Raw genomic sequence first — 12660 nt, forward strand, 5'->3', positions numbered from 1 at the left:
CTATTGAGGACGTGCTTGCGGTGGGGTGATGCACTTGGATGTTGACTCCGCCTAACCAAAGAAGTTGCTTTGTTTTGAATCACCGGCCCGCACGAGCGATGCCGACGCAGGGATCTACATACGGGACCTCCCTGTCCCGATGAAAAACGGCCTGCATCCATGCAGGCCGCCCTCCGGGTCTTCCATTGCATCGCAGGCCGAAGCTGCGCACGGCAACGGCATTAGCTAGGGCTAGGGCCAAGCAACGCCGCGAGACCGAAACAACGCGGTCGCGACTTGCGTCGCTCCTACCCTGGGGTTGCATGGAGCTACGACGCGAATATGTGGCAACGCGGTCGCACGCCTACCCCAAGGCCGCCTTGCGCCGCTGCGCCTGCCAATCGCTGCGCAACAACGCGTACAAGGCGGTATCCGAAAACACTCCCTGCACGATCCAGCGCTCGCGCAAATAGCCCTCGCGTACGAAGCCCTGGCGCTCGATGCTCTTGGTCGAGGCGGTGTTGCGCGGGTCGATGTCGGCTTCGATGCGGTTGAGGTCCATCGCCTCGAAACCGAAATCGATCAGCGCCGGCAGGGCTTCGCGCATGTAGCCGCGCGACCAGGCCGACACGGCCAGGGCATAGCCGATTTCGGCGCGGCGGCACGGCGGGTCGAGATTGAACAAGGTGCAGGTGCCGATCAGCGCGCCGTCGTCGACTCGCTGCAGGCCGAGTCGGAGGAAGTGGCCGGCGGCCATCGCCTCGCGGTCGCGGACGATCTGCGCATCGGCTTTATCGATCGAATCCCAGGGCGGCGAGCTGCCGTAGCGCATCACTTCGGGATCGGCGTAGATCGCCATCAGGGCGCCGGCATCGGCGGCGGCGAGCGGTCGCAACGACAGGCGTTGCGTGGTCAGGACGATTTGGTCGAAAGCGGTCATGCACGCAACTTTACCTGTCCGATGACGCGCAGCTCGACCCTGACGGCAGGCGCCGCCCAGGTCCGGCTCGACCGGGACCGGCGACGCGGCGCGCGACGCCGCGATGGCGTGTCTGCCGGAGCTGACGGCCGCCCGGCACGGCGCGACGATCCGCCCGGGTACGGATGCGCGCATTCAGCCGGTTGCCCGCGCCCCAGCGCGATTCCTGTCGCACCTGCCGGCCCGATTGCGCCCAAAGGCTATAATTCCGAGTCTTTGCTCGGGCCACGGCGCGCCACCGCCGTCCCGGCCGGGATGCCGTCCCGCCCCGCCAGCCAACCCGCGGCACCGCCGCGAGAGCCCGCCCATGACCAGCACCGCAGAACTCAGCTCGCCTTCGTCGGCGAATACGGACCTGACCAACAGTGTCCTCGACCCGGACTATTCGCTCGATCACAAGTACACCCGCCAGGAAGGCCGCATCTACCTGAGCGGCGTGCAGGCGCTGGTGCGCCTGCCGCTGATGCAGCGCCTGCGCGACCAGGCCGCCGGCCTCAACACCGCCGGCTTCATCTCCGGCTACCGCGGCTCGCCGCTGGGCGGTTTCGACCTGGAGCTGTGGCGCGCGCGCAAGTACCTGGAAGCCTCGGGGGTGAAGTTCACCCCGGGCCTCAACGAGGACTTGGGCGCGACCATGGTCTGGGGCACCCAGCAGACCAATCTGTTTCCGGGCGCCAAGGTCGAAGGCGTGTACGGCATGTGGTACGGCAAGGGCCCCGGCGTGGACCGCACCGGCGACGTGTTCAAGCACGCCAACGCCGCCGGCACCAGCAAGTACGGCGGCGTCCTGGCCCTGGCCGCGGACGACCACGCCTGCCGCTCCTCGACCCTGCCGCACGGTTCGGAAGGCGAGTTCACCAGCGCCATGATGCCGATCCTGAACCCGGCCGGCGTGCAGGACATCCTCGACATGGGCCTGATCGGCTGGGCCATGTCGCGCTTCACCGGGCGCTGGGTCGGCTTCAAGACCATCGCCGAGACCGTCGAGTCCTCGGCTTCGGTCGACGTCAATCCGCTGGCGCTGAACATCATCACCCCGGACGACTTCGTCATGCCGCCGGGCGGCCTCAGCATCCGTTGGCCCGACCCGCCGATGGACCAGGAAATGCGCCTGCACCAGTACGCGGTCAAGGCCGCGCAGGCCTTCGCCCGCGCCAACGGCATCGACCGCACCGTGATCGATTCGCCGAACGCGCGCCTGGGCATCATCACCACCGGCAAGAGCTACCTCGATGTGTTGCAGGCGCTGGAGTACCTGGGCCTGGACGAACGCGCCTGTTCCGAGCTCGGCATCCGCGTGTACAAGGTCGGCATGACCTGGCCGCTGGAGCCGGTCGGCTTGCGCGCGTTCGCGCGCGGCCTCGACGACATCCTGGTGGTCGAGGAGAAGCACGCCTTCATCGAAAGCCAGATGAAGGAGTCGATGTACAACTGGGACGGTGAGCGCCGTCCGTCGATCGTCGGCAAGTACGACGAAAGCGGCGAGTGGATCCTGCCCTCGACCGGCGAGCTGACCCCGGCCCGCATCGCCGGGGTGATCGCGCGCCGCATCCAGCGCTTCCACAACTCCGAGCACATGGAGAACGTGCTGCGCTGGATGGACGAGAAAGAAAGCGAGCTGGCCCTGCCGCGCGCCTCGTTCCCGCGCGTGCCGCATTACTGCTCGGGCTGCCCGCACAACACCTCGACCGTGGTGCCGGAGGGCTCGCGCGCGCTCGGCGGCATCGGCTGCCACTACATGGTCACCTGGATGGACCGCGACACCAACACCTTCACCCACATGGGCGGCGAAGGCGTGACCTGGTCGGGCCAATCGGCCTTCACCGATACCGAACACGTGTTCCAGAACCTCGGCGACGGCACCTATTTCCACAGCGGCTCGTTGGCGATCCGCCAGTCGGTCGCCACCGGCGTCAACATCACCTACAAGATCCTCTACAACGACGCGGTCGCGATGACCGGCGGCCAGCCCGTCGACGGCACCCTGTCGGTGCCGCAGATCGCCCACCAGGTGCGTTCGGAAGGCGTGCACACCATCGTCCTGCTGTCGGACGACATCGCCAAGTGGAACAAGCGCGAGATCTTCCCCAGCGACATGGAGTTCCATGACCGCAAGGAACTCGACGCGGTGCAAAAGCGCCTGCGCGAGGTCAAGGGCACCAGCGTGCTGATCTTCGACCAGACCTGCGCGACCGAGAAGCGCCGTCGCCGCAAGCGCGGCAAGATGGTCGACCCGCAGAAGCGGGTCATGGTCAATACCCTGGTCTGCGAAGGCTGCGGCGACTGCGGCAAGAAGTCGTTCTGCGTGTCGGTGCTGCCGAAGGAAACCGAGTTCGGCCGCAAGCGCGAGATCGACCAGTCCAACTGCAACAAGGACTACAGCTGCGTCAACGGGTTCTGCCCGAGCTTCGTCACCGTCGAAGGCGGCGGCTTGAAGAAGAAGAAGGGTTCCTCGGCCAAGGACCGTCTGCAGGATTTGCCGGCGCCGCAGCTACCGGCGCTCGACACGCCCTGGAACATCCTGATCACCGGCGTCGGCGGCACCGGCGTGGTCACCATCGGCGCCCTGCTCGGCATGGCCGGCCATCTGGAAGGCAAGGGCGCGAGCGTGCTCGACCAGACCGGCCTGGCCCAGAAGGGCGGCGCGGTCACCACCCACATCCGCATCGCCAAGACCCCGGCGGACATCCACGCCGTGCGCATCGCCGCCGGCGAGGCCGACCTGGTGCTCGGCTGCGACATGGTCGTGGTCAACGACTATTGGGCGCTGTCGAAGGTGCGCGCCGGCCGCAGCGCGGTCGTGCTCAACACTTACGAGGCGATGCCGGGCACCTTCACCACCCGCCCGGACATGCAGTTCCCCGCCACCGACATCGTCGCCGCGGTGCGTCAGGCGCTGGGCGGCGAAGAGCCGCTGCTGGTCGATGCGACCCAACTCGCCACCGCCCTGCTCGGCGACGCCATCGCGACCAACCTGTTCATCCTCGGCTACGCCTGGCAGCGCGCGCTGGTGCCGATCTCGTTCGATGCGCTGATGCGCGCGATCGAACTCAACGGCGCCGCGATCGAGATGAACAAGACCGCGTTCGCCTGGGGCCGCCTGGCCGCGATCGACCCGAAGACGGTCGCCGAAGCCGCCGGCCTGGTGCGCAACGCGCCGACCGCCGCCGAAGCGACGCCGCACGACCTGCCGCACCTGGCGCCGGGCGAGTGGGAAGGCAACGAATGGGGCGCGACCTCGGCCCCGCGCGCGACCCGCAACGGCGACGAGCTGCGGCATGTGCCGGCGCAGGCCGACAGCGACAACGTCGCCTTCCTGCCGCTCGACGATCTGCGCCTGTCGCGTTCGCTCGACGAGTTGATCTCGCGCCGCGTCGCCTTCCTGACCGAGTACCAGGACGCGGGCTACGCCAAGCGCTACGCCGAGTTCGTCGCCAAAGTGCGCGCGGCCGAGCAGGCCAAGGCGCCGGGCTCGACCGATCTGGCCGAGGCGGTGGCGCGTTATTCGTTCAAGCTGATGGCCTACAAGGACGAGTACGAAGTCGCGCGCCTGTACACCAGCGGCGATTTCCAGCGCAAGCTCGAGCAGCAATTCGACGGCGACTACAAGCTCAAGTTCCACCTCGCGCCGCCGCTGCTGGCCAAGAAGGACGAGCAGGGCCGCTTGATCAAGCAGGAATTCGGCCCCTGGGTGTTCACCGCGTTCAAGTGGATGGCGAAGTTGCGCAGGCTGCGCGGCAGCAAGCTCGACATCTTCGGCTATACCGAAGAGCGCAAGATGGAACGCCAGCTGATCGCCGACTACGAGCAGACCGTGACCGCGCTGTTGGCGAGCCTGGACGGCGGCAACGTCGATCTCGCCGCCGAGATCGCCAGCATCCCCGAGCACATCCGCGGCTACGGTCACGTCAAGGAAGCGCACCTGCACAAGGCCAAGGAGCGTGAGGCCGAGTTGCTGAAGGAATACCGCAACCCCTTGCGGATCGTTCAGGCGGCTTGAGCGCTTGCCGGACAAGACGAAGCCCCGCGATGCGGGGCTTCGTTTTTTGCAGCGACGATCGCGGCGATGAAGCGTGCGACCGCTTCAGGCATTGAAGCGGCGATCGATCTCGCTCGCCAAGTCCTGCACCTTGCTCGACTCGGTCGGCATCTCCGAACCGTGCTGCGAGGCCCGCACCAGTTCGACCCGGGCGGCTTCCAAGGCGGGATCGTGATAGTGCGCGATCATGAAGCGGCGCCAGTCTTGTTGCGTCGCCATCCCTTCCGCCAGCGAGCGCAGAAAGGTTCCGAACGCGTTGCGCGTTTCCTGCATATCCGTAGAGCTCATCGTCATGACCTTTCCTGAGTTCTGTCAGATCGCGCCATCCAGCGCGCGTCTGACGACATCCGCCGATTCCCCACTGCTCACCATCGCATAGTTGTACCCCCCGCGCGACCAGTACTGCGCAAGCAGGTCGCCGTCGCGGCGATCGCCGCGCGGCAGCAGGTAACGGCGCGGGCCCGGCGGCCGGATATAGAAGCTGATTGCGTTACCGCCGGCGTCTGCGTAGACGACCAGGGCGGCGGCGCCCTGTTCAGTTGCGAGCAGGCGTGCGCCGACCTGGCGGAAGCCGGCCCCGCTCAGGTCGGGCAGGCGCATCGGTTCGCGGAACCGGGCATCGAGCCAGTCTTGCAGGTCGTCGCTGCGCGCCGTCCGGTCGGGGCGCAGATCGCGACGCGAAGCGAACAAACGGTGCGCCTCGATCGCGTCGCCCATCGGCTTCGCCGATGCGAACGCGGCCGGCGCGGCGGCGCTGGATTCGGGTGTGCGCCATTCGCGCATCTGCCATCCGCCGATGCCGCCGACGCCGAGGCTCAACAGCACCGTCGCGGCCATCGCATAGCGCGCATTGCGCCGACGCGCGAGGCCGGCGCGCAGACGCGTCGGGTCGAGTTCGGCGCTGACCGCCGGCGTGTCGCCCAGCAGCGCCGCGCGCAGCGATTGTGCGTCGCGTTGCCAGGCCTGGACCTCGGCGGCGCGTTCGGGATGGCGCGCAAGCCAGTCCTCGACCGCGGCCCGGCGCTCGCCATCGAGCAGGCCGTCGACATAGGCGTGGATCTCGTACTCGCTCGGCGTGGTGGTCATGGGGTGGGCTTGGTTGCGGTAGATGTCTTCAACAATCGCAGCGGCACGGTCGGGGTTTCGCCGTCGCTGAGCCGGCGCAAAGCCTCGCGCGCGCGCGACAGGCGCGACATGACCGTGCCGATGGGCACCTGCAGGATCTCGGCGACGTCCTGATAACTGAGTCCTTCGACCGAGACCCACAACAACAGACTGCGTTGTTCGACCGGCAGGTCTTGCATCGCTTCCAGGGTCGAACGCGCGACGACTTCGCGCTCGGCCGAGGGCTGGCTGTCGTGGGAGATGCCGAGCCGCGACAACAAGCCGGCATAACGTTGCGAACGGCGTTGGCCGTCGAGGAACTGGCGGTACACGATGGCGAACAGCCACGGACGCAGCGCCTGCTCGTCGCGACGGCGGCTCCAGCCGAGGATCGCCCGCTCCATCGCGGCCTGAATCAGGTCGTCGGCAGCGTGCGGATCGCGGGCGAGCCAACGCGCGAACCGCCGCAAGGACGGCAGTTGTTCGCGCAGGGCGCTGTCGATGTCGCTGGCGGGCATAAGCGGTCCAGGGACGCAGGTCGGGAATCTCTAAGTGGGACGCCGCTGGCCGCAGTTTATTCCGCGGCGTCGGGAATAAACCTCGCCGCCGTACGTCGTACCCAGAGACCTCCCGACCCGACCCCCACCCGAGCGCCCCTATGTCCTCGCCCGTCCCACCGCCAGACCCCATGGATCGCCCCGCCCGACCGCCCTTCGCACTCGCGCGCTGGGCCCTGATCGTCGCCGCCGTGGCCGGCGCGGCCGCCGCGTTCGGCTATGTCGGCGGCGGGCTGGACCCGCACCGGCTCACCGCGCAAGGCCTCGTCGACCGCCTGCAACTCAACGGTGGCCTGCATCCGGGTTTTCGCCGCAACCACGCCAAGGGCGTGTGCGTGATCGGCCATTTCGACAGCAACGGCAATGCCGCCAGGTATTCGAAAGCGGCCTTGTTCGCGCCCGGCCGCACGCCCTTGGTCGGCCGCTTCGCGATTCCCGGCGGCAACCCGCATGCGCCGGATTTCGGCGTGCCGATCCGCAGTCTGGCCTTGAGCCTCACCCAGGCCGACGGCCAGCAATGGCGCACCGGCATGAACAGCATGCCGGTGTTTCCGGTCGCCACGCCGCAGGCGTTTTACCAACAATTGCAGGCCGGCCGGCCCGATCCCGCCACCGGCAAGCCCGATCCGGCCAAACAGGCCGCGTTCTTCGCCGCGCACCCGGAAACCGCGGCGTTCCGCACCTGGGCCAAGAGCCATAACCCCTCGCCGAGCTACGCCACCGAGACCTACTACGGCCTCAACGCGTTCTATTTCGTCGACGCCGCCGGCGCGCGCCACGCAGTACGTTGGCGCGTCGCCGCCGACAACGGCTCCGAACGCGCCGCACCGGCGACGCCGCCCGAGGATTACCTCGAAGGCGAACTGCAGCAACGGCTCGCGCAAGGACCGCTGCGCTGGCGCTTGCTGGTGACCCTCGCCGAAGCCGGCGACCCGACCGCCGACGCGACGAGGGTCTGGCCACAAGATCGTGTCGAGATCGACGCCGGCACGGTGGTGATCGAACGCAGCGAAGCGCAAGACCACGGCGCCTGCCGCGACATCAATTACGACCCGTTGATCCTGCCCGCCGGCATCGCCGCGTCCGACGATCCACTGCTGCCGGCGCGCTCGTCGGCCTATGCCGAATCCTATCGTCGCCGCACCGCCGAGCAGGCCGTCGGCGCCGCTCATGCACGGGAGCGAGCTCCATGAATCGCGATACCGAATTGTTCTGGTGGCCGGCCCGCGTGCTGCATTGGCTGATGGCAGCGATGGTCCTGACGATGTTGTTCGTCGGCGTGGGCATGGTCGCGAGCGTCTCGGCGCGGCACAGTTGGTTGTTGGCGCTGCACAAGCCGCTCGGCGCGGCGATCCTGGTACTGGCGGTGTTGCGCCTGGTTCTGCGCCTGTGGCGCGCGCCTCCGCCGTTGCCGGCCGATCTTCCGCCGTTGCAGCGCATCGCTGCACAGGCCTCGCATTGGCTGCTGTACGCGCTGATGCTGGCCTTGCCGCTGGTCGGCTGGGCAATGCTCTCGGCCGGTGGTTATCCGGTCATGCTCGGCGAGAGCCTGCGCCTGCCCGCGATCGCACCGTTCGACGCCGATTGGTTCGCGCGCTTGCGCTGGCTGCATCGGGTGCTGGCGTATTCGTTGTTCGGCTTGATCCTGTTGCACGGCGCCGCGGCGCTGTACCACGGTCTGATCCGCCGCGACGGCGTATTGCGCAGCATGCTGTGGCGGCGGCGCGCAGCGACCGAAACGCCGCCACCGCCGCAGGCGGCGGACTGATCGGCGTCAGCCGCCGCGCAGGCCGTACCCGCCGACCGGCTCGGTCTCGTGGTGCTCGTCGAAGCCGGCGATGATCGGCTTCGCCTTCGCGATCGCGGCTTGCACCGTCGGCAGCGCCAGCGAGGCGCGATGACTGTCCTGGTTGTCCCAGACTTCGCTGATCCAGATCGCGTCGGCGTCCTTGGGGTCGCGCGCGACGACGTAGCTGAGGCAGCCGGGCATGGCGTCGATGCCGTCGAGCAGGATCGCGATCAAGGCATCGCGCTGGCCGGCGACGGCTTTCATCTTGCCGATCAATCCGTACATGGTCTGGGTATCCTCATGAACTTCGACGATGACGGCGTATCGCCTACTTCGGCGCGTAGATCTTCGACAGACGGTCCGGGGTGCCCTCAATGCGTTCGAGCTTCGGATACTTGAGGCCTTCACGGTAATCGATGCGCACGGTCTTGATCGCATCGCCGTTCTTGATCAGCAACTCGATCGGGTGCTGACCGTCCTTGGCCGCGGTGACCGCGTCCTTGAGCCGCTCGCCGTTGCTCGCATAGCCGTTGACCGCGAGCACCGTATTGCCTGGGGCGATGCCGGCTTCGAAGGCCGGGCCGTCCCAGCGCACGCTGGCCACCGAGGAGTCGCCGTTCGACACGCTCATGCCGAGCGAATAGGTCAGGTCGACTGCCTTGCGTTCGCCTTCGGCGAGTTTCTGGAACTCGCCGGGCGTGTCGGTGAATACCAGCTTCCAACCGCTCGCGGCCAGGCCATCGGTCGGCGGCGCGTTGCCGTCGATGCGCTCGCGCAGGAAGGCCGCCCAGTCGAACGCGGCGACGCCGTTGAGCGCGGCGACCAGGTCCTCGAATTGGTAAGGCTTGACCCGGTAGTCGCCGTTCTCGCCGGCGAAGAAGACGCGGGCGAAATCGTCGAGCGAGCGCTTGTCGCCGCTGAGCGCACGCAGTTTGGCGTCGACCGCCAGCCACACCAGCTGTCCGCCCTGGTAGTAGTCCTCGCTGAGCTGATAGCTCGTATACGACTTGGGCCGGCGCTGGGCGATGACCGGGTCGTAAGTCGTGTCCTGCAAGGTGCGCCAGGCCAGGCCCGGACGGTCGTTGCTGTAGCGCGCGGCGACCTGCGCCAGCGCCTCGCGGACCAGCTCCGGCTTCCACAGGCCGGAGCGCGCGGTCAGCACATAACCCCAGTACTGAGTCTGGCCTTCATAGACCCAGAGCAGATCGTCGCTGAGCGGTACGTTGAAGTTCGGCGCGGTGATCCCGGCCGGACGGCGGTATTTGCCGTTCCAGGAATGAGCGAACTCGTGCGCGAGCAGGTCGCGGCTGATCGCGCTGCCGCCGTCCCAGCCGGTGAAGTAGTCGACGTCGAGGCCGTTCTCGCTGGATCGGTGATGCTCCAGGCCGATGCCGCTCATCTGGCCCGACAGCGAGAGCAGGAAATCGTAGCGGTCGTACGGACGCGAGCCGAACAGCTTGTAGGCCTGGCTGACCAGCGCGCGATGCAGTTTGATCTGCTCGGGCTTGGCTTCCAGGTACTTGGCCGCGTCGGCGACGACGTTGAGGCGCACCGGCGTCTTCGCCCCCGGATCGAGATCGATCTGCTTGAAGTGGCGGCCGGCGTAGAGCGGCGAATCGAGCAAGGTGTCGAACGGCACCGCGCGATAACGCAGGCGGTCGCCCTGGCGCGATTCGAGCTCGAGCGCGGTGCCGGCCTGCCAGCCGGGCGGCAGCTTCAAGGTCGGCGCGACCTGGATGCCGCGTGCGTAATAACCGGCTGGATACAGCGCGACGTGGTTCCACTGCACGTTGAGCATGTCGGCGGTCATCACCACCCGGCCCGGGGTACCGCCGGTCGGGGTGAGCATATCGAAGCTCAGCTCCAGCTCGCTCACACCCTCGGGCACGACCAACTTGAAGGCGTAGACGTCGAGCGGATCGCGCTGCCAGGCGATGGCCTGGCCGTTACCGCGGACGCGCAGGCCGGCGAGCTTGTCGATCGGCCCGGTCGGCGAATGATTGCCCTGGATCCACTGCGGAAACAGCAGGGTCAGCGCGCCGGCCTGCACCGGCAGGCGCTGGCGCACGTGCAGCACGCGCCGCGCCAGGTCGGTCGCATCGACGTCGAGCTGCACGGTGCCCGGATACGGCAGGTCGCGCGGCGCGGCGGTCTGGGCGCTCGCGTTCGAGAACGGCAGCGCCGCGGCGATCAGCAGGGGCAGGACGGCGTGGATCGGACGAACCATGGAGAGCTCCGGCGGCGCGAACACGGGATGGAATCCCGCATCCTACCCATCGCGTCCGCGCTGCCCTCTGCCATTCGGCATGGCCCCGGGCCGCCGGGCGCGGTCGACCGATTGCGCACAAGGCTTGCGCAATCGCGGGACAGGTACGTGGATCCCCGCTTTCGGGGATAACGGCTGGAAGGTGCCCCGCGCAGGCGGGCTCCGCTTACTTCGGCGGAGCCGAACACCCAGGGCTTCATCCAGGCAGGATGCTCAAGGCTTTGGATCTCTGCCAGCAGCTGGAAGACGCGCGTTTCAGGCGCGACCGAGGCCCGCCATGATGCTCATCGCCACCGCTTCGGCGGTCTTGATGCCGTCCACTGCCGCCGACAGGATGCCGCCGGCATAGCCCGCACCCTCGCCGGCCGGGAACAGGCCGCGGGTGTTGAGGCTGTGGCCGTCGGGGCCGCGGGTGATGCGCACCGGCGAGGAGGTGCGCGTCTCCACCCCGGTCAGCATCGCGTCGGGCATGGCGAAGCCCTTGAGCTGTTTGTCGAAGGCCGGCAAGGCTTCGCGTATCGCCGCGATCGCGTAATCGGGCAGCGATGCGCCCAGATCGCTCAGGCGCACGCCGGGCGTGTACGAGGGCTGCACCGTGCCGAGCGCGGTCGAGGGCCGCCCCGCGAGGAAGTCGCCGACGCTCTGGCCCGGCGCTTCGTATTCGCCGCCGCCCAGGGCGAAGGCCTGCGCTTCCCAATGTCGCTGCAGGGCGATGCCGGCGAGCGGGCTGCCACTGTCGTCGTAGGCCCGGTAGTCCTCGGGCGTGATGCCGACCACGATCGCGGCATTGGCGTTGCGCTCGTTGCGCGAGTACTGGCTCATGCCGTTGGTGACCACGCGCCCGGGTTCGCTCGCCGCCGCGACCACGGTGCCGCCGGGGCACATGCAGAAGCTGTAGACCGAGCGACCGTTGCGGCAGTGATGCACCAGCTTGTAGTCGGCCGCACCGAGAATCTCGTGGCCGGCCTGCGGCCCGAAGCGGGCGCGGTCGATCAGCGATTGCGGATGCTCGATGCGGAAACCGATCGAGAACGGCTTGGCCTCCATGAACACGCCGCGCTCGTGCAGCATCGCGAAAGTGTCGCGAGCGCTGTGGCCGACCGCGAACACGACATGATCGGCGCGCAGCTCGCCGCCGTCGGCGAGGGTCACGCCGCGCAGCTGTCCGTCTTCGATCAGCACGTCCTCGACCCGCTGCGAGAAGCGGATCTCGCCGCCGAGCGACTCGATGGTCTCGCGCATGTTCTCGACCATCGAGACCAGGCGGAAGGTGCCGATGTGCGGCTTGCTGACGTAGAGGATCTCCTCCGGCGCGCCGGCCTTGGCGAACTCGGTCAACACCTTGCGGCCGTGATGCAGCTTGTCGCTGATCTGGCTGTAGAGCTTGCCGTCGGAGAACGTACCGGCGCCGCCTTCGCCGAACTGCACGTTCGACTCGGGGTTGAGCACGCGCTTGCGCCACAGCCCGAAGGTATCGACGGTGCGCTCGCGTACCGCCTTGCCGCGTTCCAGGATGATCGGGCGGAAGCCCATCTGCGCCAGGATCAGGCCGGCGAACAGACCGCAGGGGCCCATGCCGATCACGATCGGCCGCAGCGGCAGCGCGTCAGGCGCGCGGGCGACGAACTTGTATTCGGTATCCGGGGTCGGCAGCACCTTGCCGGTGTCGGCGGCGCCCGGCTTGCCCGTGTCGACGGCCGGCGCCGCGGCCTCGGCGGCCTGCAGGCGCTGCAGGATCTCGGCCTCGCGCGGCGTGTCCACGTCGATCGAATAGATCAGCACGATGCCGCCGCGCTTGCGCGCGTCGTAGCTGCGCTTGGCGATGGTGTAGGCGGTCAGTTCGCCCGCGGCGATGCCGAGGCGGGCGAGGATGGCGTCGGTGAGCGCGCTGGCCGGGTGGTCCAGCGGCAATCGGAGGTCGGTGAGTCGAAGCATGGCGATATTCTA

Annotated in this window: 10 protein-coding genes; 3 read left to right on the plus strand and 7 right to left on the minus strand. The window is 68.0% G+C overall.

Annotated elements, in window-relative coordinates; all coding sequences use genetic code 11:
• Window positions 1–343 precede the first annotated feature (343 nt).
• On the minus strand, window positions 344–919 hold the full coding sequence (locus ACTOWK_RS22575; RefSeq protein ID WP_441332327.1) for a GNAT family N-acetyltransferase: 576 nt from the start codon (window positions 917–919) through the stop codon (window positions 344–346).
• A gap of 346 nt (window positions 920–1265) precedes the next feature.
• Here ACTOWK_RS22575 and ACTOWK_RS22580 point away from each other — a divergent pair, with 346 nt between their 5' ends.
• A complete protein-coding gene (locus tag ACTOWK_RS22580; RefSeq protein ID WP_441332328.1) occupies window positions 1266–4958 on the plus strand; it encodes an indolepyruvate ferredoxin oxidoreductase family protein in 3693 nt (1230 codons plus the stop codon).
• Window positions 4959–5042: 84 nt separating this feature from the next.
• Here the strand turns inward: ACTOWK_RS22580 and ACTOWK_RS22585 are convergent, their stop codons facing one another.
• From ACTOWK_RS22585 to ACTOWK_RS22595, 3 genes are read right to left on the minus strand one after another with little or no spacing between them, the layout of a single operon-like run.
• Window positions 5043–5291, minus strand: coding sequence for a hypothetical protein (locus ACTOWK_RS22585; protein ID WP_441332329.1), 249 nt, complete (start codon window positions 5289–5291; stop codon window positions 5043–5045).
• 18 nt (window positions 5292–5309) lie between these two features.
• Window positions 5310–6083, minus strand: a complete 774-nt coding sequence (locus tag ACTOWK_RS22590; protein ID WP_441332330.1) for an anti-sigma factor family protein — start codon at window positions 6081–6083, stop codon at window positions 5310–5312.
• A complete protein-coding gene (locus ACTOWK_RS22595) occupies window positions 6080–6619 on the minus strand; it encodes a sigma-70 family RNA polymerase sigma factor (RefSeq protein WP_441332331.1) in 540 nt (179 codons plus the stop codon). Before ACTOWK_RS22595 ends, ACTOWK_RS22590 begins: the two co-directional genes overlap by 4 nt.
• Before the next feature lie 170 nt (window positions 6620–6789).
• Here ACTOWK_RS22595 and ACTOWK_RS22600 point away from each other — a divergent pair, with 170 nt between their 5' ends.
• Both ACTOWK_RS22600 and ACTOWK_RS22605 read left to right on the plus strand, forming a co-directional pair.
• On the plus strand, window positions 6790–7851 hold the full coding sequence (locus ACTOWK_RS22600; protein WP_441332332.1) for a catalase family peroxidase: 1062 nt from the start codon (window positions 6790–6792) through the stop codon (window positions 7849–7851).
• A complete protein-coding gene (locus ACTOWK_RS22605) occupies window positions 7848–8426 on the plus strand; it encodes a cytochrome b (protein ID WP_441332333.1) in 579 nt (192 codons plus the stop codon). Before ACTOWK_RS22600 ends, ACTOWK_RS22605 begins: the two co-directional genes overlap by 4 nt.
• A gap of 6 nt (window positions 8427–8432) precedes the next feature.
• Here the strand turns inward: ACTOWK_RS22605 and ACTOWK_RS22610 are convergent, their stop codons facing one another.
• From ACTOWK_RS22610 to ACTOWK_RS22620, 3 genes are all read right to left on the minus strand, one after another.
• Entirely contained in the window at window positions 8433–8732 is a 300-nt protein-coding gene (locus tag ACTOWK_RS22610; protein ID WP_441332334.1) for a putative quinol monooxygenase, read from the minus strand.
• Window positions 8733–8775: 43 nt separating this feature from the next.
• A complete protein-coding gene (locus ACTOWK_RS22615; RefSeq protein ID WP_441332335.1) occupies window positions 8776–10674 on the minus strand; it encodes a M61 family metallopeptidase in 1899 nt (632 codons plus the stop codon).
• Between the two features lie 294 nt (window positions 10675–10968).
• Complete coding sequence (locus ACTOWK_RS22620; protein ID WP_441332336.1) at window positions 10969–12648, minus strand: NAD(P)/FAD-dependent oxidoreductase; 1680 nt, start codon at window positions 12646–12648, stop codon at window positions 10969–10971.
• Window positions 12649–12660: the final 12 nt, after the last annotated feature.

Origin of the sequence: Lysobacter sp. CA196, assembly GCF_052078695.1 — a bacterium.
In the GTDB taxonomy this organism is placed as follows: Bacteria; Pseudomonadota; Gammaproteobacteria; order Xanthomonadales; family Xanthomonadaceae; genus Lysobacter.

What these genes read in the sequence shown, in the direction of transcription:
- ACTOWK_RS22590 (WP_441332330.1), bottom strand. Translation starts at nt 6,083, where the DNA reads ATGACCACCACGCCGAGCGAGTACGAGATCCACGCCTATGTCGACGGC.
- ACTOWK_RS22585 (WP_441332329.1), bottom strand. Translation starts at nt 5,291, where the DNA reads ATGACGATGAGCTCTACGGATATGCAGGAAACGCGCAACGCGTTCGGA.
- ACTOWK_RS22620 (WP_441332336.1), bottom strand. Translation starts at nt 12,648, where the DNA reads ATGCTTCGACTCACCGACCTCCGATTGCCGCTGGACCACCCGGCCAGC.
- ACTOWK_RS22615 (WP_441332335.1), bottom strand. Translation starts at nt 10,674, where the DNA reads ATGGTTCGTCCGATCCACGCCGTCCTGCCCCTGCTGATCGCCGCGGCG.
- ACTOWK_RS22600 (WP_441332332.1), top strand. Translation starts at nt 6,790, where the DNA reads ATGGATCGCCCCGCCCGACCGCCCTTCGCACTCGCGCGCTGGGCCCTG.
- ACTOWK_RS22595 (WP_441332331.1), bottom strand. Translation starts at nt 6,619, where the DNA reads ATGCCCGCCAGCGACATCGACAGCGCCCTGCGCGAACAACTGCCGTCC.
- ACTOWK_RS22575 (WP_441332327.1), bottom strand. Translation starts at nt 919, where the DNA reads ATGACCGCTTTCGACCAAATCGTCCTGACCACGCAACGCCTGTCGTTG.
- ACTOWK_RS22580 (WP_441332328.1), top strand. Translation starts at nt 1,266, where the DNA reads ATGACCAGCACCGCAGAACTCAGCTCGCCTTCGTCGGCGAATACGGAC.
- ACTOWK_RS22610 (WP_441332334.1), bottom strand. Translation starts at nt 8,732, where the DNA reads ATGTACGGATTGATCGGCAAGATGAAAGCCGTCGCCGGCCAGCGCGAT.
- ACTOWK_RS22605 (WP_441332333.1), top strand. Translation starts at nt 7,848, where the DNA reads ATGAATCGCGATACCGAATTGTTCTGGTGGCCGGCCCGCGTGCTGCAT.